General features: G+C 42.1%; 23 protein-coding genes. 10 read left to right on the top strand and 13 right to left on the bottom strand.

Annotation, left to right across the window (positions count from 1 at the left end; translation table 11 throughout):
- Nucleotides 1–3 precede the first annotated feature (3 nt).
- From hisH to hisG, 5 genes are read right to left on the bottom strand one after another with little or no spacing between them, the layout of a single operon-like run.
- On the bottom strand, nt 4–597 hold the full coding sequence (hisH, locus tag BET10_RS00905; protein ID WP_070982944.1) for an imidazole glycerol phosphate synthase subunit HisH: 594 nt from the start codon (nt 595–597) through the stop codon (nt 4–6).
- Nucleotides 594–1655, bottom strand: coding sequence for a bifunctional histidinol-phosphatase/imidazoleglycerol-phosphate dehydratase HisB (gene hisB, locus BET10_RS00900; protein WP_070982943.1), 1062 nt, complete (start codon nt 1653–1655; stop codon nt 594–596). The genes hisH and hisB overlap by 4 nt, the downstream gene beginning before the upstream one ends.
- 10 nt (nt 1656–1665) lie before the next feature.
- On the bottom strand, nt 1666–2739 hold the full coding sequence (gene hisC, locus BET10_RS00895) for a histidinol-phosphate transaminase (protein ID WP_070982942.1): 1074 nt from the start codon (nt 2737–2739) through the stop codon (nt 1666–1668).
- A complete protein-coding gene (gene hisD, locus BET10_RS00890; protein ID WP_070982941.1) occupies nt 2732–4030 on the bottom strand; it encodes a histidinol dehydrogenase in 1299 nt (432 codons plus the stop codon). The genes hisC and hisD overlap by 8 nt, the downstream gene beginning before the upstream one ends.
- A 4-nt stretch (nt 4031–4034) precedes the next feature.
- Entirely contained in the window at nt 4035–4934 is a 900-nt protein-coding gene (gene hisG, locus BET10_RS00885) for an ATP phosphoribosyltransferase (RefSeq protein ID WP_083330381.1), read from the bottom strand.
- Between the two features lie 327 nt (nt 4935–5261).
- On the opposite strand from hisG, the gene BET10_RS00880 reads away from it, so the two are divergent.
- From BET10_RS00880 to BET10_RS00860, 5 genes are all read left to right on the top strand, one after another.
- Nucleotides 5262–5498, top strand: coding sequence for a hypothetical protein (locus tag BET10_RS00880; RefSeq protein ID WP_070982939.1), 237 nt, complete (start codon nt 5262–5264; stop codon nt 5496–5498).
- 86 nt (nt 5499–5584) lie between these two features.
- Complete coding sequence (locus BET10_RS00875; protein ID WP_070982938.1) at nt 5585–7495, top strand: DNA repair helicase YoaA; 1911 nt, start codon at nt 5585–5587, stop codon at nt 7493–7495.
- A gap of 1 nt (nt 7496) precedes the next feature.
- The gene (gene tsaB, locus BET10_RS00870; protein ID WP_070982937.1) at nt 7497–8183 is read left to right on the top strand and encodes a tRNA (adenosine(37)-N6)-threonylcarbamoyltransferase complex dimerization subunit type 1 TsaB; all 687 of its coding nucleotides are present in this window, start codon (nt 7497–7499) and stop codon (nt 8181–8183) included.
- A 39-nt stretch (nt 8184–8222) separates the two neighbouring features.
- Nucleotides 8223–8516, top strand: a complete 294-nt coding sequence (locus BET10_RS00865) for a hypothetical protein (protein ID WP_070982936.1) — start codon at nt 8223–8225, stop codon at nt 8514–8516.
- A gap of 92 nt (nt 8517–8608) precedes the next feature.
- Entirely contained in the window at nt 8609–10633 is a 2025-nt protein-coding gene (locus BET10_RS00860) for an EAL domain-containing protein (protein ID WP_070983093.1), read from the top strand.
- Nucleotides 10634–10654: 21 nt separating this feature from the next.
- Here the strand turns inward: BET10_RS00860 and BET10_RS00855 are convergent, their stop codons facing one another.
- Nucleotides 10655–11947 (bottom strand): alkaline phosphatase, encoded by a 1293-nt coding sequence (locus BET10_RS00855; RefSeq protein WP_070982935.1) that lies wholly within the window; start codon nt 11945–11947, stop codon nt 10655–10657.
- Nucleotides 11948–12159: 212 nt separating this feature from the next.
- Between BET10_RS00855 and BET10_RS00850 the strand changes: the two genes are divergently transcribed.
- The 3 genes from BET10_RS00850 (at nt 12160) to rnd (ending at nt 15971) form a co-directional block, all read left to right on the top strand.
- Entirely contained in the window at nt 12160–13011 is an 852-nt protein-coding gene (locus BET10_RS00850) for an alpha/beta fold hydrolase (RefSeq protein WP_070982934.1), read from the top strand.
- A gap of 120 nt (nt 13012–13131) precedes the next feature.
- Entirely contained in the window at nt 13132–14784 is a 1653-nt protein-coding gene (gene fadD / locus BET10_RS00845) for a long-chain-fatty-acid--CoA ligase FadD (RefSeq protein WP_070982933.1), read from the top strand.
- A gap of 56 nt (nt 14785–14840) precedes the next feature.
- Nucleotides 14841–15971, top strand: coding sequence for a ribonuclease D (rnd, locus tag BET10_RS00840; RefSeq protein ID WP_070982932.1), 1131 nt, complete (start codon nt 14841–14843; stop codon nt 15969–15971).
- A gap of 81 nt (nt 15972–16052) precedes the next feature.
- Here rnd and minE read toward each other — a convergent pair whose 3' ends face one another.
- From minE to minC, 3 genes are read right to left on the bottom strand one after another with little or no spacing between them, the layout of a single operon-like run.
- A complete protein-coding gene (minE, locus tag BET10_RS00835) occupies nt 16053–16322 on the bottom strand; it encodes a cell division topological specificity factor MinE (protein ID WP_070982931.1) in 270 nt (89 codons plus the stop codon).
- 1 nt (nt 16323) lies between these two features.
- Nucleotides 16324–17133 carry a septum site-determining protein MinD gene (gene minD, locus BET10_RS00830; protein ID WP_070982930.1) on the bottom strand — a complete coding sequence of 270 codons (810 nt, stop codon included), beginning with the start codon at nt 17131–17133 and terminating at the stop codon, nt 16324–16326.
- 5 nt (nt 17134–17138) lie between these two features.
- Nucleotides 17139–17849 carry a septum site-determining protein MinC gene (minC, locus tag BET10_RS00825; protein WP_070982929.1) on the bottom strand — a complete coding sequence of 237 codons (711 nt, stop codon included), beginning with the start codon at nt 17847–17849 and terminating at the stop codon, nt 17139–17141.
- A 203-nt stretch (nt 17850–18052) separates the two neighbouring features.
- Here minC and BET10_RS00820 point away from each other — a divergent pair, with 203 nt between their 5' ends.
- Together BET10_RS00820 and BET10_RS00815 are read left to right on the top strand one after the other, a co-directional pair.
- The gene (locus BET10_RS00820; RefSeq protein ID WP_070982928.1) at nt 18053–18334 is read left to right on the top strand and encodes a YcgL domain-containing protein; all 282 of its coding nucleotides are present in this window, start codon (nt 18053–18055) and stop codon (nt 18332–18334) included.
- Nucleotides 18327–19343 carry a lytic murein transglycosylase gene (locus tag BET10_RS00815; RefSeq protein WP_070982927.1) on the top strand — a complete coding sequence of 339 codons (1017 nt, stop codon included), beginning with the start codon at nt 18327–18329 and terminating at the stop codon, nt 19341–19343. The genes BET10_RS00820 and BET10_RS00815 overlap by 8 nt, the downstream gene beginning before the upstream one ends.
- A 142-nt stretch (nt 19344–19485) precedes the next feature.
- Here BET10_RS00815 and BET10_RS00810 read toward each other — a convergent pair whose 3' ends face one another.
- The 4 genes from BET10_RS00810 to BET10_RS00795 form a co-directional block, all read right to left on the bottom strand.
- Nucleotides 19486–20484, bottom strand: coding sequence for a cytochrome d ubiquinol oxidase subunit II (locus BET10_RS00810; protein WP_070982926.1), 999 nt, complete (start codon nt 20482–20484; stop codon nt 19486–19488).
- The gene (locus tag BET10_RS00805) at nt 20477–21820 is read right to left on the bottom strand and encodes a cytochrome ubiquinol oxidase subunit I (RefSeq protein WP_070982925.1); all 1344 of its coding nucleotides are present in this window, start codon (nt 21818–21820) and stop codon (nt 20477–20479) included. Before BET10_RS00805 ends, BET10_RS00810 begins: the two co-directional genes overlap by 8 nt.
- Nucleotides 21821–21835: 15 nt before the next feature.
- Complete coding sequence (locus BET10_RS00800; protein WP_070982924.1) at nt 21836–22381, bottom strand: GbsR/MarR family transcriptional regulator; 546 nt, start codon at nt 22379–22381, stop codon at nt 21836–21838.
- A 172-nt stretch (nt 22382–22553) separates the two neighbouring features.
- Entirely contained in the window at nt 22554–23498 is a 945-nt protein-coding gene (locus BET10_RS00795) for a hypothetical protein (protein WP_070982923.1), read from the bottom strand.
- Between the last annotated feature and the right edge of the window lie 111 nt (nt 23499–23609).

Genomic DNA, 23609 nt, shown 5'->3' with positions numbered 1-23609 from the left:
TCCTTAGGCCAGTTGCCAATCTATAAAATTCTGTAAAAGTTTTGCGCCAACTTTAGCGCTGCGCTCAGGGTGAAACTGCATACCCGCATAATTATCTTTCGCGACAATGGCAGAGAATTTATTACCATATTCTCCTTCAACTAAGGTGGCGTTGTTGATTGTGTGAGCGTAACTATGGACGAAATATACTTGTTGAGTCTCGTCGAGTCCTTGAGTTAAAGGATGTGGTTTTATCTTTGCTAGGTTGTTCCACCCCATATGTGGTGAAGTCAAATCACCAACTTCTAATAGCTCAACATTGCCGGGGATCATACCTAGGCACGGAACATCTCCTTCATTGGTATGCTCGCATAGCAACTGCATGCCTAAACAAATTCCCATCAAAGGGCGTTGATATTCTGCGATTGCTTGTTGCCAGCCGCCTTGTTTGAGTCGCTCCATCGCGACTTTTGCATGGCCAACCCCTGGCAAAATGGCGCGTTCAAAGTGGCGCAATTGAGCAGGCTCGGTGATCACCTCAGGTGTCACTCCCAAGCGTTCGAAGGCGAATCGAACGGAGTTGATATTGGCACACCCAGTATTGATAATGGCAATCATAAACACCCCTTAGAGCTTGCGGTTTGCTGTTGTAAATCTTTTGCGATTGCCATTCTAAGTGCCCTTGAGAAGGCTTTGAACAGACCTTCAACTTGGTGATGACAATTGCCGTCCGATACTGACAGAATTAAACTGACTTGAGCGTTATCTGCTAACGACTTAAAAAAGTGCTCAACCATTTGCACATCTAAATCGCCTACCTTGTCACGACTGAAGTTTGCGTTGAGCACGAACGAAGCGCGACCCGACAAATCCAATTGACACTCCGCCTTACATTCGTCCATTGGCAGTGAAAAACCATATCGAGCGATTTGCGATTTTGTCCCTAATGCGCTCTTTAATACTTGACCTAATGCGATGCCCACATCTTCCACAAGGTGATGCTCATCAATGTGTAAGTCGCCACTGGCTGTTATATTCAAACCAATATTGGCGTGTGTACGGATTTGGTCCAACATGTGATCAAAAAAGCCAAGGCCGGTGTTTATCTGCCCGTTGGCGCTTTGATCTAAGTTTGCAGCGACAGATATTTGCGTCTCTTTGGTATCACGAGTGACACTGGCACGGCGGTCTTGGGTGGTCAATTTAGTGACAATTGCAGGCCAGTTATTCTCATACAAGATACCTTCAATACATAGATTTTGTGCAAGGCCTATGTCTGTTTGGCGATCGCCGATGACATAAGAACGAGCCAAGTCGACTTTACCAGAGCGCATCAGCTCTGTAAGCAGCCCCGTTTTGGGCTTTCTGCACTGGCAGTTGTCTTCGTCAAAGTGAGGGCAGATCAACACGTCGTCGAATGAAATCCCCTGACTGGTAAAAATCTCCATCATCTTATCTTGTGCGATATCAAAATCCGCAGTCGGAAAACTATCGGTGCCAAGTCCATCCTGATTCGATACCATCACCAGTCGATAGCCCGCAGCCTGTAGTTGCAACAATGCGGGAATAACGTTGGGGAGTAAGCTGAGTTTTTCTAAGCTATCAACTTGTTTATCAATAATCGGCTCTTCAATCAAAGTGCCATCTCGGTCAATAAATAGGTAAGGTGTGCTCATATCTGATCCTCTACTGCTGTGCGTTTAACGCATCAAGCCAATTCTTTACTTGTTCTAGTTCTTGCTCATTGCCGATGGAGATTCGTAACCAGTTATCTTGCTCGTACAGGGTAAATGGTCGCATGATCAGCCCACTTTGCATTGCTTTGTCTATATCTGCTTTGTTGGAAAGCTGTACGGTGACAAAGTTACCTTGTCCATCAAGTACTTTATCCACTGCCGAGCATTCTTTGAGCCATTGCACCAAAGTGGTTTTAGCGCGGTTTAAAATGGTCACTTGGCGGCGCATTTGTGTGATTGCATCCGCTTGAAGCGCCTGTTCAGCAATTTTGGCAACCACACGAGATACAGGATAGGGCGCAATCACTTTACGAATAGGGGCGAGCAGCTTGGTATTGGCAAGCATGAAACCTGTTCTGAGGCCTGCCAGTGCAAACGCCTTGGATAAGGTACGCAGCACTACGATATTGTCGAAGTCTTGGAGTAAAGAGGATGCTGTTTGTTCAGGGCAGAACTCTATGTAGGCTTCATCTACTACGACGATTGCTTTGTTTTCTAGCGCCTTGGCAATAGCTGATATTTTACTAAGTTCAGTAGTACTGCCTGTCGGGTTGTTTGGGTTACAAATAAACACCAGTTTACTGTTACCCACAGCGGTAACGATTTGTTCGCTGCTGCCTTGTAGTAGCAGGTCTTGGGTTAACGCATTGATTGTCACATTGTGACTATCTGCGGTTACTTTATACATGCCATAAGTGGGCAAGAATAACGCGATACTGTCTTCACCACTTTTACAATAGGTTCTCACCAGCAACTCGATGCCTTCGTCAGCGCCTCTGGTCATAACGACTTGATCTTTGTCTAGTTGAGCATATTGTGCATAGGCTTGGATCACAGATTCAGGCTGTGGGTCTGGATAGCGATTAAGATCAGACAAGCTCAGCTCGATGGTTTTTGAATACGGACTTTCATTGGCATTAAGCCAAGTTGAGCCTGTAAGCTTTTGGCTTTTCGCTGAACTGTATGCAGCTAAGGCATTTATGTTCTTTGGTAGCAGGCTATTAGGAAATGTTTGCTTAGTCATTTTGTATTGTCTCCAAACGAACCTTCACGGCGTTTGCGTGTGCATCCAGCCCTTCAGCGTTGGCTAAAGGTAAGATTGCGCTACTGAGGTTTCTAAGCCCTTGTGGGGTAATACTTTGTACGGTATAGGTTCTATAAAAATCTAATAGATTAAGACTTGAATACACCTTTGAGTAACCGTAAGTTGGCAACACGTGATTGGTACCTGAGGCATAGTCTCCTGCTGATTCAGGTGTGTAATCACCAACAAAAACAGACCCTGCATTTTTTACTAAAGACATGAATGGCGCTGCATCTGCCAGTTGTAAAATTAGGTGCTCTGGTCCGTATTGGGCCGAGACTTCAAAAGCCTGCTCAACTGACTCAACTAAAATGAGTGCGCTATTTTGTAGTGCCGCCGCTGCAATACTTCGGCGACTTAAATTTTGTAACTGTTTATCAATGGCAGCTTTTGTTTGTTCAATTATTTGCGCACTGTTGGTCAGTAAGATGACTTGCGAGTCAGCGCCATGCTCAGCTTGAGAGAGCAAATCAGCGGCAATAAAATTTGGGTTCGCACGCTCATCGGCAATGACTAATACCTCAGATGGACCTGCTGGCATATCAATAGCAAAACCTGTTTGTGTTTGGCTGAGAATTTGTTTCGCCATAGTTACATAGCTATTGCCAGGACCAAATACTTTGTTTACTTTTGGTACGCTTTCGGTGCCCAACGCCATTGCGGCGATAGCGCCTGCACCACCACTTTCAACGATGATGGAAATACCACACAGTTTGGCGGCATACAAAATAGCTGGGTTAATGGCGTTATCACCATTAACAGGGGTTGCTAAAACGATGGTTTTCGCACCACACAATTGTGCACATACACCTTGCATTAGCACCGAAGAAGGCAGCGGGGCGCTACCGCCTGGTACATATAACCCAACTGCGTCGATTGCTTGGTATTTTAGTTCGCACTCAACGCCTGTTGTTGTCTGTAGTTTAATGTCTTGCGGTAATTGAGCATGGTGAAACGCTTTAATGTTGCTGTATGCTTGATCGATGGCCGCTTTCAGTTTGCTCGTTAGTTGCTTCTCGCTATCTGCTATTTCCTGCATCGGTGTGCGAAGACGCGCGTTAGTGCGTTTATCGAATAGCTGAGCATATTTAAGCAATGCCTGATCACCACATGTTTTCACTTCGTCAATTATTTCCAGCACGCTTGTTTCAACTGCTTCACTCGCATTCACAGCAGGGCGTGTAAGTAGCGCTTGTTGCGTTTGTTGACTGACCTCATTCCAACGGATCACGATATTACTCCATCATTTTTTCAATTGGCATAACTAGGATAGAGTTTGCGCCTAGCGCTTTGAGCTCTTCCATCGTTTCCCAGAACAAGGTTTCGGTGCTAACCATGTGTAAGGCAACATATTCGTCGCTACCAGCTAGCGCGAGTAATGTGGGTTGTCCTGTGCCTGGTAGTAATTCACAAATTTCATCGAGCTTGTTTTTTGGCGCGTGTAGCATGATGTATTTGCTTTCTTTAGCTTGTTTAACACCTTTTAAGCGCGGCATAAGTTTTTCAATCAGGGCTAACTTATTGTTGTCGCTTAGGTTAGGGTTTTGAATTAAACACGCATTTGATTCTAAGATTGTGTCACCTTGCATTAAGCCGTTGGCTTCTAAAGTGGCACCTGTTGAGACTAAATCACAAATGGCGTCGGCTAAACCAGCACGAGGAGCAACTTCGACAGAGCCAGTTAGCATGACCACGCTGGCATTAATGTTCTCGCGTTGTAAATATTGCTTTAAAATTTCAGGGTAGGTGGTGGCAATGCGTTTACCTTCGAACCATGACTTGTCTTGAGGACCCAACTCTTGAGGCCACGCAAGCGCTAAGCGGCAATAGCCAAAATCTAATTTTGATAGTTTAATAACTTCGGCGTTTTGAGTGCCACCAGAACGTTCAGCCTGTGCTTCTACCAACACGTTTTCACCCACGATACCTAAATCACATACGCCATCCATGACCAAGCCGGGGATGTCGTCATCACGTACACGAAGTATGTCGATAGGCATGTTAGTGGAGTGCGCAATAAGGCGTTGTTCACGAAGGTTGAGTTTAACACCTAGCTGCTTAAGTAAATCTTGGCAGTCTTTAGAAAGGCGTCCAGACTTTTGAATTGCGATACGTAATCTGTTGTTATTCATAATTTATTTTCCTAATATTTAAAACTAAAAACCCCGAGGCGGAACCTCGGGGCGAAAATAAATTACTTTGTGTGTGACTCGCCGGAGGTTCCTTTTGGGAATAACCCACCAGCGAAATACCTGACAGGTTATCCCGTTGAATGATGGTGATGATGTACGGCTGTCAGTGTATTGAACATGGTTAACTCTTAAAAAATTAGTTATGCTTAAATTGTGCTATTAGCAAACCACAAAAATAGAACACAGTGCAAGCACTTTTTACACGTTGCTAAAGCATATCTTATAACTGCCGATAATATAGGTAGATTTTAGATGGCGAGGTAACTTGTTATGGATGTATTTACACCGTTTCTAAGGAACATCGTTCGCTTAGAAGTAGATCATAAGCCAATGTTTTATATAGCGGGCGTGAAAGATGGCGCGATTGAAAAAGTGAAGCTGCGCAAAGCTGCTCTACAAGAGCAACGCAAAAAGCAAAAAGAGCAAGAGTTGACAGAGCAAGGTAAAAGCGCCAAAAAGAATGAGCAAGAAGACGATGACGAGAAGCATTTAGACACTTGGGCATGAGTTACAAACATTGAAAAAGTTTGGCAGCTTGCCCTTAGTGTGTTTACTCTTTACAATCGTGGCAAATTCAATAATTAATCTTTATCTTGTCTATTCAACACGTTTTTTCTGAACAAGGTCCACTTGCTCAGCAGTTCAGTGGCTACACGCCAAGGCAACCGCAAATTGAAATGGCTCAGGCAATAGAAAAAACCATTGCGAACAATGGTCAATGTGTTGTTGAAGCTGGAACAGGTACGGGCAAAACGTTTGCTTATTTAGCGCCTTTACTGTTAAGTAAACAAAAGTCAATCATTTCGACAGGGTCAAAAGCGTTGCAAGAGCAACTTTATCACCGTGACCTGCCTACCTTACAAAAAGCGTTGAAAGCTGCAAAGACAACGGCTTTGCTCAAAGGGCGAGCGAATTATCTGTGTACCTACCGATTATCTCAGCATGTGGCACATGTACCAAGTGACGACCCAGATATCATGCATCAGCTAGCAATGGTCGCTAAGTTTGCTACTGAAACTGACAGTGGGGATTTAGCCGATTGTGTTGGCATCGAGGAAGATGCGAAAGTTCTGCCGTATGTCAATTCTACAGCGGATAACTGTTTGGGCAAAGAATGCCCAGATTTTGACAGTTGTTATATTCGAAAAGCGCGAATAAAAGCGATGGAAGCCGATTTAGTGGTGATAAATCACCATCTTTTTTTTGCTGACATGGCGGTCAAGGACTCGGGTTTTGCTGAGCTGATGCCAACGGCGGATAACTATGTGTTTGATGAAGCGCATCAGTTGCCACAGATAGCCAGCGATTACTTCGGAGAGTCATTTAGTACAAAACAACTTGGTGACCTTATCAATGACATTCGTCTCATTTACAGATCAGATATACCTGATATGCTGCAACTTGGTAAAACACTAAACAAGTTAGAAACCAGTGTTGCAGACCTGCGGATATCGTTTGGAGCTGATGGTGGTCGAGGCGATTGGCGAGCGGCTTTAGCAAATAAGCCGGTATGCGATGCGTTGCATCGAGTGATAAGTGATCTCGATTTTTTATATCAGGTCTTGAAAACTTGCTTAGATCGCAGTGATAAAATAGAACACCCTTTTGAGCGTGTATTGAAGTTTAAAGGACAGATGGAGCGCGCTTTTGATGTGTCGCAAACAGGCTATAGCTATTGGTACGAAACGTCTCGCAGGTACATTGCGATTCACATAACGCCCCTTGATGTTTCGGCTAAGTTTAAAGAAATTGTTGCAAAAACCAAAGCAAGCTTTGTGTTTACCTCAGCGACTCTATCAGTAGATGATTCACTTGCGCATTTCAACGCGAGTTTGGGTTTAAAGCCTCAACATCAAAGTATTGTCGCAAGCCCGTTTGATTATCAAAATCAAGCCATATTGTGTTTGCCCCGTTATCTGCCCGAAAGTGGTGATGATTTGATGCCCCACACTCTGGTGAAAATAGCTAAGCAAGTTATTGATGCCGCAAAAGGCAGGACTTTTTTGCTTTTTACCAGTTATCGCGTGATGCATCTGGTTTACGAAGGGCTCAGTACCGCACTTGAGTATCCTATCTTTATGCAAGGACAGTCGTCAAAGCGCATTATCTTAGAGCAATTTGTTAGACATGGTAACGCGGTGTTGCTTGGCACTGCGTCATTTTGGGAGGGTGTTGATGTACGAGGCGATGCGCTCAGTTGCGTGATGATCGATAAGTTGCCTTTTACGTCACCAGATGATCCGTTATTGCAAGCTCGTATGGCTGATGCAGAAATGCAGGGCAAAGAGCCCTTTACAACCATCCAACTGCCGCAAGCGGTGATAAGTTTAAAGCAAGGTGTTGGTCGCCTGATCCGTGATAAATCTGACAAAGGTGTGCTGATCATTTGCGATAATAGGCTAGTTACGCGAAAATACGGGCAGACATTTTTAAAGAGTTTACCAGCGATGAAACGTACACGCAGTCTGGAAACCGCAACGACATTTCTTGAGAATATAAAATAATATGAAACATAATTTGTTAGCAATTGATGCATCAACCGAAGCTTTGAGCTTGGCTCTGTACTTTAATGGACAGACCTATCGCTATTTTGAGGAATGTCCGCAGCAGCATAGCCAAAAAATTCTCCCACAGATTGAACAGATGCTAGATAAAGCAAACTGCCAATTAAAAGACCTAGATGGCATTGTATTCGGCCGCGGCCCAGGCAGTTTTACTGGCGTTCGCATAAGCGTAGCGATAGCGCAGGGATTGGCCTATTCGTGTGATTTACCGCTAGTGGGTGTGTCAACACTAGAAGCAATGGCGCTACAGGCTGTGCGTGAGCTGAAAGTCGAACAGGTTATAAGTGGTATTGATGCTCGGATGGGGGAGATATATCTTGCTCAGTACGAACTCGCAAGCGATGGTTGTATCAATTTACTTGGGGACGAAGTTGTATGCTCCCCAGAGGATGTGAAACATTACGACACCGCTATCAATGCCGTGGGTACCGCTTGGCAGGCGTATCCTGAAATTGCAGGGCCTTGCAACCTTGTAGTTAGCAATGACATTAGGTTACCAGATGCCTTTTATATGCTTGAACTTGGTGATATTGCGTTTAGTCATGGCTTGACCGTAAAGGCTGCCGATGCACAACCGCACTATGTAAGAGATACTGTAACTTGGAAAAAGTTGCCAGGTCGCGAATAATCTTATATTTTTAAAGTAGTCGTTAATTCGGTGCAGACAATGAAGACGCAACTAATTTTACAAAATCAGCACACGTATCAGCTTAAGCCGGCAATAAAAAAAGCCCGTGAGCAGGCTGAGTCTGTACCGAACCCAGTCGAAAATGTAAGCTTTGTCAAAACATCTGAGAAAGGTATTGAGCTTGCAAAGAAACTGCAAAATGAATTTACCTCAACGATATATGACCAACCAAATTTTAAGACCAGTAAGGCAATAGGCACATATATGGCAATCAATAATCAGCAGCGTCGCAGCGATATTGAAAGCTTAATAGGCGTAAATGTATACGCCTGAACGAATGAAAATTATTCAAGGCTTATTGAAATCTTCTATTTGTATTCTTTAAAAAACTAGGTATTGTTTAAAGAAAAAAACGAGTCTTGTATTTGTCTACTTCAATACTAAACAAGTTTAACCGCCTAGCAGTAAAGATATCTGCTAACACCATGATATTGTCGTTACGAGAGGGGTATATTGCACTCATCCCTTTCTTTATTGTTGCCTCTTTAATCACACTTTTAAATCAATGGCTTGATATAGCGGCAAAAGGTTTTGAACACCAATACTTGAACCAGTTTAATCAACTTGTGTGGGGGCTGTTTCCTTTACTTAGTTTGATCTCATTCTCTTACCATTTAGCTAAAAACTTGAAAGTTCATACTATTGCAGCGCCTATTTTGGTAATAACTTGTTTTACCGCCACAACGGGTTACATGTATATTGAGAATAACAGTATTCATATTGACCATACACAAGGTGTATTATATTCCTTGTTTATGCCAATATTTTGCAATTATTTATTGTCTTATTTAATGCAAATAAAATTATTTAGAATCGTTAATGTCAGTTCTATTAGTTTATTCCTAAGAAAACATATTAATTTAATCTTTCCCTATATGGCAGTCACCACTATCACGCTGATGTTATATCCATATATTGACAATACTGCCACGTGGTTTGCGCAAACCCTATCAAATGCGCAAGTAGAGTTGAGCGCTCTGGGTAAGCTGTTTATGCAGCTGCTAAGCTCACATATGTTATGGTTTTTAGGCGTACATGGAGATAATACCTATCAAATTTTAGCTCCTACTCATTTTACGCATTACCTTTTGGGGTCATCGGTCGAAAACTATCACTTTTTCTCTGTTTTTGTTCTACTTGGCGGCACTGGCTGCGTGTGGGGGATTATCATTGCGAGTTTTTTATTAAAAGAAGCTCGACATGAGCAGCATATTGCAAAAATATCTTTGCCACTGGCGGTATTCAATATCAGTGAGGTTATGATCTACGCGCTGCCTATTGTATTTAACCCATATATACTATTGCCATTTTTATTGGCACCTATGTTGAACGCTATTGTTGCTTACTACTGTTTGTCATTGGGAGTGATTACAGTAATACCAGACCAATCAGTTCCTTGGTTTACGCCCATTTTTATCAACGCGTGGTTATTAACGCAAAGCTATAGCGCATTGTTATTACAGTTGGTGTTAGTGCTTGCGAATGCCACTATATATTATCCTTTTCTTAAAATCTATCAACGTCAAAGCATGTCAGGGAAGGCATTGGATATGCTAGTAAAACGCTATTCGGCTGGACGCCAAATCGAAGACAAAGCAGAAAGTATGTTTGCCATTCACCATAGTGAAAGGCAGCTAGAACATCACAGCTTAAAACAGGTGACGGATGCGTTGAATAAAGGTGCGTTAACACTTTACTATCAGCCAAAAATAGCACTAAAAACGAATAAAATCATAGGGTTTGAAGCACTGTTAAGACTAACCTATAGCGATGGCTCAGTGCAAGGCCCGTGGTTTTTAGACACGTTAGCAAAGCATAATTTACTAGATGTCATCGATAATTATGTGATAGATCAGCTTGAAGTTGACCTTGAACGGTTTGCAAGTGCCGGGTATGCGCCAAAGGTTAGTTTTAACATATCCCCCAACAACCTACTAAACGGCGGATATAAACGGATTGTGAAAGCATTTTCTCGTTTTGAAGAACAAGTTGAAGTTGAACTCTTGGAGTCTAGCTATATTGAGGATTTCGCTACAACTATAGAGGTAGTTAATCACTTAAAGCGGCATCATATTCGCTGTGCAATGGATGACTTTGGCACAGGCTATTCTTGTTTGTCAGTACTGTCAAAGCTCAATATTGACACTATCAAACTAGATAGAAGTTTATTACCTGAGTCTAATAACCTTAAATCAGAAACCTTGTATAAACATTTAGCTCAGCTATGTACTCAGCTAGGTTTTAAAACTGTTGCAGAAGGCGTTGAAACAAGGGAAGAAGAACGAGTAGTAAAAGCTGCCAATATCGATTGTGTTCAGGGGTTCTTATACCACCAAGCAATGCCAATCGATGAGGCAATTGAGCTGTTAGCAAAATCAGAGACGATTTGAGTAACCGCCTCTAATCATTGGTTACTTTTCAATAAATGAAATTAATTTGTCCGCAATATGGGTGTTATTTTGAGAGCCATTGAACTGGCTTGCACCTTTACCATAAGCAAATACTTGCACGTCGATTGCCGTGTGCCCACTGGTTGTCCAACCTGTGAAACTCGCTTTGCTAATAATAGACTTTATGGCTTGCGCGAGTTCTTTTTCCCCTTGAGATTTAGCTTGTTCAAGCAATAGTTTGTTTTGATTATCAAAAGGTAACTTTGTTGACGTATTCCAAATTGGCGCAATATCATCACTGGCTAACATTTGCTTCGCAATGGTTTCTGCGGAAGCACTTACACCTTTAATTACATCACTTTCCCAGCGATATTGACCGTTAGCACCCAGCGTCAAACCACCTGTTGAATGGTCGGCGGTAACGACAAGTAATGTATCTGGGTTCTCGTCAATGTAGCGCTTTGCGACTTTTATAGCATTGGCAAAATCGTGCATTTCGTGCATAGCACAGGCTATATCGTTAGCGTGGCCACACCAATCGATTTGACTGCCTTCTACCATGACAAAAAAGCCTTGCTTGTTTTTATTGTTTAGTAAAGACAGAGCTTTACTAGTCATTTTTTCTAAGCGGTCAGGGTGCTGGTCAATCGCAAATGGCATACCCACAGGCGCGAAAAGCCCAAGAGCTGGAATGGACTGTATATTGGCAAGCTCATCAATATTGTCGCTATAGGCGTAACCTGCGGCTTTAAATTCCTCAACTAAGTTTCTATCTTCACGAATAAAATACTTAGTTCCGCCACCTAGCATCAAGTCGACGGGTAGCTTACCGGAGATTTTGTTATCAATATAATCATTAGCGATGTCATCATAGTTGCGACGAGATTCGTTATGTGCAGCAAAACTCGCTGGGGTTGCGTGATTAATTTGCGAAGTTGCTACAAGCGCCGTTGTCATACCTTGACTTTTTGCTAGTTCTAGCATGGTTTTTAAAGGTTTTTTTTCAGTATTTACCGCTATAGCACCGTTGTAACTTTTTGTACCAGTACTTAGCGCTGTTGCGCCGGCTGCGCTGTCTGTCACAATCGTATCATCATCTGGATATGTGTGAGCCATGCCTACTAATATCGAATCAAATACGGTTGGCTCAACCTCTTTGGTTTTCTTATCATCCATATAATAGCGATATGCCGTAGTGTAGGTTGGGCCCATACCATCACCGATCATGTAAATGATATTCTTTGGCGCTGATGCAGCAAACGCATTGGTACTCAAAACAATACTTGTGGCAAGCACACTGAGTGATCTTTTCATTTAAATATCCTTTGTATTCCCGTGTTTATCTTGAATATCATACAACGATCTAATTCAAAAATTTACAAATGAGATAAAATGACAGCTACATCAGAGCATGGCTGACTAATCGATACATGGAAGCAGATATCTTTATCTCAATGTTGTACGTATTATAAGTTGTAATGATAAAGTATTTGTATGCAATACAATATTAGATTTATGTGACTCGGATGAAAAATGCGATAGATGCCTTACACAGAATAGGGATGGCGGCTCAAACCACAAACAACAAAGGTGAAGTTGTCCTTTGTATTCATGGGTGGCTTGATAACAGCAACAGTTTTACACCCATGCTTGATAAAGCGAGTGATTCATATCAATGGGTTTCAATTGATCTAAAAGGGCATGGGAAATCGCAATGGCGCTCTGCTGATGCACATTATTATTTCGTAGACTATGTTTATGACTTATTGAATATACTTGATGTTTTAGAGTTAGAGCGTTGCCACTTGGTTGGGCATTCTATGGGAGCAATGATCTGTGGATTGTTTTCATCTTTGTATCCACAACGGGTTAAAAGTTTAACTATGATAGAAGGCTTTGGGCTGGTGTGTACACCAGAACAAGAAGTCAAACAGCAAATTTTGCAGGCCTTTGAGCAGCGCCAAGCAAGTGATAAATTTAAAAAACGGCTTTATGCAAACTTTGCAACACTGGTCAATGCCAGAAGTAAAGCAGGGAGCCTTAATCAAAAAGATGCTGCGCTTCTCATGCAAAGAAACTCACAACAAGTGGAAGGTGGGTTTTACTTAACGATTGATCCTAGACTTAAGACTGCTTCGGCAATGCGATTTTCTTTGGCGCATGCCAAAGCGGTGCTAGAAGAAGTGGTTACCCCTAGCCTATTGATTGTCAGTGAGAAGGGCTATGATTTTGTTAAAGATAATTGTGGGCAATTCATGGATGGGTTCAAACAGATAAGGGTTGAAGAAGTTTCAGGGGGACATCATTGCCATATGGACAATCCTCAAGAATGTATTAGTTTGATTGAACAGCATCTGAATAGAAATACATTAACATAATTGTATATTTCGACTAAATGTGGGAATATCACCGGATTAGAGTATTTGCTCAATTGTTAAAGCGCCTTATATAGATTAAGGTAACGTATCAAAAAAATAACTAAAACACAGGAGCTAAGAGTGGAGAAAATCTGGCTAAAGCGCTACCCAGAGGGTATGCCTGAAACTATTGACCCAGAGCATTACAACTCATTGCTTGAATTGTTTGACAAAAGTTTTACCGAGTTCGCATCTTTACCCGCATACAGCAACATGGGAAAGACACTCACATATAAACAAGTTGACGAAAAAACTAAAGCTGTAGCAAGCTATCTTCAGAACACACTGAAACTAGGTAAAGGTGATAAAGTCGCAGTAATGATGCCAAACTTACTGCAAACACCACTAGCAATTTTAGGCATTTTACGTGCTGGATGTACGGTTGTTAATGTTAACCCGCTATACACGGTACGCGAGCTAGAACATCAACTTAACGACTCAGAAACCAAAGCTATTTTCATCCTTGCTAATTTTGCACAAACGCTGGAAAAAGCATTGCCCAAAACTCAAGTTAAGCACATTGTGTTAACTGAGATAGGCGATATGATGGGGGGAGTTAAAAAGCACCTTGTTAATTTCGTTGTTAAACACATTAAGAAGATGGTGCCAGAGTTTTCTTTACCGCAGGTGATTCCATTTAATGATGTTGTTAATGCAGATCCTAACGCATATCAAGTACCAGATGTGAATTTAAATGATCTGGCTTTTTTGCAATATACTGGTGGTACAACCGGTGTATCAAAAGGCGCAATGCTTACTCATGGCAATATGGTCGGCAATCTTGAGCAAGTATCAGGCTGCCTAGACAAAGTGTTGGATAACGGCAAAGAAATCGTCATCACGGCGCTTCCGCTGTATCATATTTTTGCACTGACCGCGAACTGCCTAACCTTTATGAAGTACGGTGGACACAATATCCTGATCACTAACCCACGTGACATGCCTGCATTTGTTAAGGAGCTAGCTAAATACCCGTTTACCGCTATCACTGGGGTAAATACATTGTTTAATGGACTGCTAAACACACCAGGGTTTGATCAATTAGACTTTTCACACCTTAAAATGTCACTAGGTGGTGGCATGGCTGTTCAACGCCCAGTTGCGGAGCGTTGGCAAAAAGTTACACGCAGCAAACTAATGGAAGGCTATGGACTAACTGAGTGCGCGCCATTGGTTACGATTTGCCCTTATGATTTAGATGGTTACAATGGCTCGATTGGATTGCCAGCACCAAGCACGGAACTAAAAATCGTGTTGGAAAATGGCGAGGAAGCTGCGTTAGGTGAAGCGGGCGAGCTGTGCGTAAAGGGTCCACAAGTTATGGCTGGCTATTATAATCGCCCAGATGCGACTGCCGAATGTTTGAAAGACGGCTGGTTCGCAACGGGTGATATTGCGACCTATGACGAAGAAGGGTTCTTCTATATCGTTGATCGTAAAAAGGATATGATCATCGTTTCAGGCTTTAACGTCTTCCCAAATGAGGTGGAAGAAGTTGTTGCTATGCATGATGGCGTGTTAGAAGTGGCTGCGGTTGGCGTTCCTCACGATGTCAGTGGTGAGCAAGTTAAAGTATTTGTCGTGAAAAAAGACCCTTCTTTGACGGAAAAGGATATAATTAAACATTGTCGTGATAATCTGACTAATTATAAGGTACCCAAGTTGGTGGAGTTCAAAGATGAGCTGCCAAAAACTAACGTTGGTAAAATCCTACGCAGGGCCTTAAAAGAATAAAGAATAGCCGGCATTAGCCGGCTTTTTTTATAACAAAAATATGTCTAGGAGACGCAGTGCAGTACCAAGTTATTCAATCCCAAAATGAGCTAAACAAGTTTGTCGATAGTATCTCCAATGCCCAGGTTGTCGCTTTAGATACGGAGTTTATGCGTCGTCGAACTTTGTACCCTGAAGTTGCATTGATCCAGGTATTTTCCCAAAACCACTTGGCTTTGATTGACCCTCTTTTGGAGTTGGACTTAGGGGCGTTGTGGGAGGTGTTCAAAAACCCAAATATACTAAAAGTATTGCATTCACCTTCCGAAGATATTGAAGTATTTCAAAAGTTTGCCGGATTTGTGCCATCCCCAATTTTTGATACTCAGTTTGCGCTTCAAGTGTTAGGGAAGGGCAATTGTGTTGGGTTTGCCAATATGGTTAACACTATTTTGGAAGTTGAAATAGACAAAAGTGAGTCTCGCACCAATTGGTTGCAAAGGCCTTTGACTCAAAAGCAATTGGACTATGCTGCATCAGATGTATTTTATTTGATGCCATGTTTTGAATTCATCTACAAGCAAGTGAGTGAAAGCGGCTTGATTGACGTTGTGATAGCTGAAAGTGAATTGGTCGCCAAGAAACGTGCTTTTATGGTACCTGATGATCAAGTCTACCTAGATGTAAAAAATGCTTGGCAGTTGAAGCCGCGAGATTTAGCGGTACTAAAAGAGTTAGCAGCTTGGAGACGTAACAAGGCAGAGAGGAAAAACTTAGCACTGAGTTTTGTGCTTAAAGAACATAATATGGTGGAGGTTGCAAAACGTCGCCCAACTTCGCTTAATGGTTTGCGCAATGTTCCAGGTATCGAAGCGATGGAAGTAAACCGCTCAGGAAAAGAAATCTTAGCGTGTATAGAAAGAGGAAAATCGATATCAGAGCCACAGTGTCCGCAAAAATTATTACGTTTAATCGATTATCCAAACTATAAAAAAGCGGCAAAAGAGCTAAGTACGAAGATTAAACACATTGCTCAGAATAATGCTATACCAGCCGATGTATTAGCTTCCAAAAAGCAAATCAATCAATTGATCAGCTGGAACTGGAAAAAAACAGCAGAAGAGCGAGCTTGCTTGCTAAAACCTGATTTGTTGCAGCCTTGGCGCTATGAATTAGTTAAGGAAGAACTCAAAGATTGGAATGTTTAATTGAACAATCCGTCAGACCTAATATCTACCTGCTGATAGCGACGAAGCATCGGCAGGTAGATTTTGTAAATGACCATCTGGTTATTTCGATTCTTTATCGTCATCAGGTAATGTGACGTTAAGCTCCAAAACAGCTAAATCATCTTCATTTTGCTCAAACTGTACGTTTACCGCATCAGAGTCAACTTTTACATATTTACGGATCACATCAAGAATGTCTTGCTTGAGTTGTGGCAAGTAATCTGGTGTGCCTCTTTTTGAACGCTCATGGGCAACGATGATCTGCAAACGCTCCTTGGCAAGCGATGCGCTACTTTTCTTCTCCGAACGAAAATAGTCAAGTAAAGACACGTTAACCTCCAAAAATCCGTTTTAGTAAACCTTTTTTCTCGACATCAAGAAAACGAAAATCGATAATTTCACCCAATAAACGATTAATGGCATCGCTATAAGCTTGCCCTGCATCCGACTCACTATCGAGGACAACTGGTTGGCCTGAGTTAGAGGCATTTAAAACCGCTTTCGACTCTGGAATAACACCGAGTAAGTCGATTGCTAGGATCTCTTGTACGTCTTCTACTGATAGCATTTCACCATTTAAAACGCGCTCGGGGTTGTAACGGGTAAGCAATAAATGCTCTTTAACCGGATCTAACCCCATCTCAGCGCGTTTTGACTTACTTTGCAAAATACCTAAAATTCGGTCTGAATCTCGAACAGATGACACCTCAGGGTTGGTGGTTACAATCGCTTCATCCGCGAAGTAAAGCGCCATCATTGCACCGGCTTCGATACCTGCTGGTGAGTCACAGATGATGAAGTCAAAGTTGTCTTTCATTTCGCCTAGAACACGTTCAACACCTTCTTTGGTCAGTGCGTCTTTATCTCGCGTTTGCGATGCGGGAAGTATGTATAGTTTCTCAACGCGCTTATCTTTGATCAGCGCCTGATTTAAATTTGCTTCACCATTGATAACGTTTACAAAATCATAAACGACTCGGCGTTCACACCCCATTATCAGGTCAAGATTACGAAGGCCAATATCAAAATCGATGATGGCTGTTTTGTAGCCTTTAAGTGCAAGGCCAGTACCAATAGCTGCGCTAGACGTAGTTTTGCCTACACCGCCTTTACCTGAAGTTACGACAATAATTTTTGCCATGTGATTTATCCTTTGACCAAAGCTGTTATTTCTAATGAATCATTTTTTTGTTTTACTTGTGCTGCCTGTCCCCAATGTTCTCCTTGCAAAGAATCACTGATCCAGTAGCTACCATTTACAGAAACCAATTCTGCTTCAAGACGCTGACAATAAATTGTTGCGTCATCGTATCCTTGAGCTCCAGCAATTGCTCGGCCTCTCAAAGTACCATAAATATGAATATTGCCATCCGCTATTACTTCTGCACCGTGACTTACTGCACCCATAACTATCAAGTCTCTATTTTTAGCATATATTTGTTGACCTGAACGGACGGTGGCGTGAACGATTTGCGGCGGTAAATAAACTTCTTTTTCAACTTTTACCACTTCAGCGTTGTTAGTCTTGTCAGCGATAGGCTTAGCATTATCTTTACTGTAGTTTAAAACAGATAATGTGGCGGCTTTGGCTGCTTCATTTTGCTGTTCGGTTCCGTTGCAGACACCCACGGGATTGAGCTGTAAGTCAATCAGTGTTTGTTTCAACGTTACAAAGTCAACGTCGGCATCCTGTAATTTTGCGAGGTTAATGACTATCGGTGCACCGATAAAAAAATTGGGTGCCTGAGATATTTTTTCGTCTAGTGCCTTGCTAAGTTGTTGGATGTCAACCGAGAACAAGTGCAACACAGACAGGGTAAAAAGGTTCCCTTTTAACTCAAATGTTTGTTCTGACATAAGCGCTCTATAAAATGCATACTTAATACTTTAAACAGTCTCTGATCAATTCTTTTTATGTGGAATAAAAAATGAGTCTGTTAGGGCGTAATTGTTATTTTGGCCCCGTATTATAAACGTTTGTAAGTCGCAAAACTTTCCAAATACAATGAGTGTCATGGTATAGTGCCGTTTAGACATAAGCAAGAATTTATAGGGTTATAATGCTCACTGCTGTATATAAAAGCTCAAAAAAAGCTGATACCTACCTTTATGTAGAAAAGCGCGATGATTTTACTAAAGTGCCAGAACCATTAATGGACATGTTTGGCCGTCCACAGTTTGTTATGATGTTTGATTTATCAAAAAGAGATAAGCTAGGCATCGCAGATATTGCCTTGGTTAAGGACAAGTTAAGCAGTGAAGGATTTTACTTACAACTTCCTCCACCAGAAGACAATCTTCTAGATCAATTTAAAAAACAAAATGGAGTGTCCAGTGATTAAAAAGTTAACTGTGCTAGTGAGTGCATTGTGCTTATCTAGCTCTGTTTGGGCGAATACACAAGAGAAGTTCGATAAATACGTCGCTGAGTTAAAAGTAGAAGCGCAAGCCAAAGGGTATGATCAAGCTTTGATAGACGAAGCATTTTCGACAGCAAAGTTTAAGAAGAAGGTCATTACCAATGATAAAAACCAGCCTGAAGTTGTTGAAACATTAGAAACCTATCTACCTAAACGCGTTCCAAAATGGAAAATAAATCAAGCGCGTAAGCTATATAAAGAACATAAAGAAATTCTAGAAAAAATTGCCAACGAATATGGAGTACAAGCTCGTTTTATTGTTGCTCTATGGGGACTGGAAAGTAATTTCGGCCGTATCCAAGGTGGATACCCTGTTATCAGCGCGCTGGTGACGTTGGCGTTTGATGGCCGTCGTGAAGCTATGTACAAGCGCCAATTATGGGCTGCGCTAGACATTTTAAAAGCCGGTCATATTACTCTTGAAGATTTTAAAGGCTCTTGGGCCGGGGCAATGGGGCAAACTCAATTTATGCCAACCTCTTTCAATTCATATGCGGTTGATTACGATAAAGATGGTAGAAAGGATATTTGGACAACTGAGGTTGACGCGTTTGCTTCAATCGCAAACTACCTAAAACAGGCTGGTTGGGACGACAATCTGACTTGGGGTAGACAGGTTAAGCTCCCAGATGATTTTGATAATAAATATATTCTTAAGCGTGGTACAAAAACCCGCAAAGAGTGGCTTGGTTACTGGAAAAAGTCAGAGCGTAACTTGGCTGATTGGCAAGCATTGGGTTTACGTCGCGCTGATGGCACGGATTTACCGAAAGTCGACGTGACAGCCGCACTTGTAATGCCTGATGATATCAATGGTCGAATGTACCTAGCGTATGATAATTACAAGGCATTGATGCACTGGAACCGTTCATACTACTTCGCCACAAGCGTTGGATACTTATCAGACAGAATAGCGTATCCGAAGTTATAAAACTCACAGGCGTGGTATGGCCTGTTCGTACGCTCACTTGGCATAAAAAAGGCAGCATTCCAACATGCTGCCTTTTTGTTACGGCTTAAATGCCTACAAGTGTGTAATGAATTCCTATATGTTCTTTTACTAAGCTTCGATGTCAGTAATATGAAAGTGGTTGAACTTTTCCCCAAAAAACTCGGTACGAAAACGCTGTATAAGCCAAAATGGTCGGAACGACTACTACAACTCCATAGAATAAGAATCGTAGAGATTCAGGTGCCGCAAGGGCTTCAAAAATAGTGAGCTTTCCCGGCACAACATAAGGGTAGAAGCTGTAAAGTAAGCCAAAGAAACATAAAATAAAGATCACGCAAGAGATCAGAAACGGCAGCCAACTACCAACGCTAGGCTGGTGCTTTAATTTCCATAATACGCGGTCAAGCAATACAAACATAACAAGGCAGACTATGGGCATAGGAAGTAATAGCAGTAGGATCTCTGACTCAAACCAACGTACGTAAACACTGTGGTTGATAATGGGGTTGATTGCAGATACTGCCATGACACCAAAAAAGGCCATACGTGTCGCAAGCTGGCACCAAGCGATGGCTTTTAGTTGTAATTCGTCTTGTGTTTTTAAAACGAGCCACGCAGCGCCAATTAAAGCATAGGCAGCCACTACACCAATACCGCTGAGACATGCGAATATAAAGGCAAGCACGCTTTGTTCAAATGACATAACGTACAAACCTAGCATATAACCCTGTGTGAAAGCGCTGATGATAGAGCCGATTTTAAAAAGTTTATTCCACATAGACTTACGTTTAATTTTTGCTTTGGCTCTAAAGTCAAAGGCAACCCCACGAATAATAAGACCTATAAGCATAACCGTGATAGGCAGATAAAGCGCTTGCAGTATCATGCTATGGGCAGCTGGAAAGGCGATAAGTGCCAAGCCAACTGCCAACACTAACCAAGTCTCATTGGCATCCCAAAATGGACCAATAGACGCAATCATTGAGTCAGCATGGTGCTCATTATCCGTTGGCAGTAAGATCCCAACGCCTAAGTCGTAACCATCTAATACAGCGTAGAGTAAAATAGCCAGCGCCATCAGCGAGGCATAAACGAAAGACAGCATTTGCGCATCAAGCATAAACATTCTCCTCGATGGAGGGTTTTTGGTATTCTTCAACTTCAACAGATTTGTCAGCAGTATAGAAAAGCGTTCGAACATAGGCGATAAGTAGCAGCACATACACAGTTAAATAAGCTATGAGGGAGATAAGCACATTATCGCTGGCCACTTGAGTGACGGCCTCTTCAATGCGTAGCACACCAGATACGAGGTAGGGTTGGCGACCAATTTCTGTTACATACCACCCGGACAGTGTGGCTATCCATCCAGAAAAGGTCATGGCGATGAGTGTCTTAAGCTGCCAAGGCGCAAGCGTATTATTACGCCACAGCGTGAAGCGAAAATATAGTGCAACGACAATCATTAACATACCCATGCCCACCATAATTCTAAAACCAAAAAAGACAGGTTTTACAGGTGGAGTCGCATCGGGAAATTCATTTAGTCCTTTGATTTCACCATTTTTATCATGAGTTAAAATAATGCTCGCCATATTGGGAATAGCGATTTCAAAATCGTTAGATTTGGTTTGCTCGTTAGGAATAGCAAACAGGAGGAGGGGGGCGCCTTTTTCAGTTTCCCAAACGCCTTCCATTGCAGCTACTTTTTGTGGCTGATGCTCAAAGGTATTCAAACCATGTAAATCGCCGACAAACATTTGTAGCGGTGCAAGCAGTGCAGCAACAGTTAATGACACTTTTAGGGTCAGCTGAGGCGCTTTTTTATCATCACCTTTTAACAGTCTATAACTGCTAACACCTGCAATCAGAAATGCGGCGGTTAAGCCACTGGCTAGCAGCATATGTGAAAGCCTGTAGGGGAATGAAGGGTTAAATATGACCAAAAACCAGTCGGTTGGGAATACTACACCATCGCGTACCTCAAACCCAGATGGTGTTTGCATCCAAGAATTTAGAGATAGAATCCAAAATGCTGAGAGACTGGTGCCTATTGCAACGATTACCATTGATAGTGTATGAACTCTTGCAGAAACACGTTTCATTCCAAATAGCATGACGCCAAGAAATGTGGCTTCCATAAAAAACGCCGTTAACACCTCATAGCCAAGCAACGGGCCAGCAATATTACCCACCTTTTCCATGAAGCCTGGCCAGTTTGTGCCGAATTGAAATGACATGGTGATACCACTGACGACACCAAGGGCGAAGGTAAGGGCAAAAATTTTAACCCAAAAGCGATAAGCGCGGAGCCATACAGGGTGTTGGGTTTGGTCGTATCTAATTTTAAAATAAACTAAAAACCATGCTAACGCGATGGTAATGGTGGGAAATAAAATGTGAAAACTAATGTTTGCAGCAAACTGAATTCGCGACAACAGCAAGGTATCAAGCATGACGCACCTCGGCGATTAAGATTTCTTTAGTAACTTATCCTTTAAATCAATCACTTTTCCAACAGAAGAACCTAGCTTCATTAGTGTCTGTAATTGCTCTGGGGATAGACGTTGTAACTCTGCTGACCATTTTGTAACGGTCTCTAATAGGTCATGAATAGCTTGGATTTGGTTTTGTGCGTATTCCTCCTCCGCAGAGTTGGGGCCATCAAGGATCTGATCGCGTAAAAGTGAAAGTGTTGGGTCAATCTCGCGTTTCCTGCGTTCTTCAAAAACACGATTAGCAAGGTCCCAGATACTGCCACTGGGAGCATAGTACTCTTTCCTATCGCCGGGAATATGTGTCACTTTGACTAGCTGCCAAGACTGCAATTCTTTGATACCCATGCTGACATTGCCTCGACTGATTTTTAGTGACTCGGCTATCTCATTAGCGGTCAAAGGTTGTTCGTGAATGACCAGTAGGCCTACCATTTGTCCTATGGTGCGGTTAAAGCCCCAGCGACTTCCCATCTCGCCGCAATGAAGTACAAAGTTTTCAATTTTCGGAGATAAAATCATATTTCTAAAGTTTCAGTAATTATTGAAACTTTAATATATAGAGAGCGTTGATTGAGATCAAGCAGTTTTTTTGCGCTATGGAAAGTATTCAAGGCAAAAGAGGTAGAGTTGTAAGAATGGGCGAACGGGAGATTTAAAGAAGGGACTTAAAGTTTTAAGTCCCAATGCATCATTATTTTGCGTAAAGCGGCAAAGCTGTGCCTTTTACTTGGGTATATTCAACGACTGCGACAGGATAAAACTCAGTTTTTCTGAGTGCTTTGGCTGTTTTACTACTAGAGTGGCCTGCCCAGAAATAGCCAATGAAAGGTTGTACCCAACCAGATTCCGAACTCAAAATACCTGGCAATTGAGCATGTTTATCACTGCTTGGTTGAAAACGCTGTGGTAAAACGTTATCGCCAACACTATAAAGTGGGGTTTGCATGCCCACCTTTCTCAAGTAACTTAACTCGATGACAGGTGTGTAATCAGGAATATTGGTCACTTGTAGATCAACATAATGTTCGCTTATGCGATAATTAAAATCGGCTAGTGATTTGGGGTAGCCCCAAATTTCGATACCAGCACGAATAGCCGAAAGGTTATTGAGCTCTAGATCCTGATTATACATTGCATAGTCAGAGGGTAAATTCTGTTGCATATTGACCGAATTTGCCTGTGCCATGATCTGTTGTGCAGCCAATAAATACGACATCTTCTCTTGATTGCTGGCGTAAACAGGTAAACATGGTAGCTCAAGTTCAGGCGCTGATTTACGTCTTACGGCAATTGTATTGACGGTTTCAGCGTATGCACCAACAGGGCTGGATGTAATATCTTGGAAATATAGCACACCAATACTTTGATTAGTGCCCTTACCATCGCACTCTATCTCAATGGGTTCGAACGCTTTATTAGCTATAAATTTAGCTGATTGTTTGGTGTTGATAATTGATAAAAATGCAGTGGTTAGATTGCCAGACACATGGAAAGGCATTGACACAAGCGTACCGTCGCTTAGCTGGATGTGTTCACTTACAGGGTATTGCTCCGTCAAGCTTTGCGCAAAACTAGCACTACATACCGATGCACATACGGCTACTAGCCCAAATCCAAAGGCTTTGTGTTTGTTCATTCTTTTTTCCTTTTCGATGATTTTATTGTCCCATTATTCGGGCTGGCTAAAGTACCATGGTTTTGTTTTTGAACAAATAAAAACTGGATATAGATTAGGTAAGGAAAGATT

Source organism: Pseudoalteromonas amylolytica (assembly GCF_001854605.1).
Classification (GTDB): Bacteria; Pseudomonadota; Gammaproteobacteria; order Enterobacterales; family Alteromonadaceae; genus Pseudoalteromonas; species Pseudoalteromonas amylolytica.
Note: the sequence above shows the minus strand (reverse complement) of the source record. Positions and strands in the feature narration are given on the sequence as shown.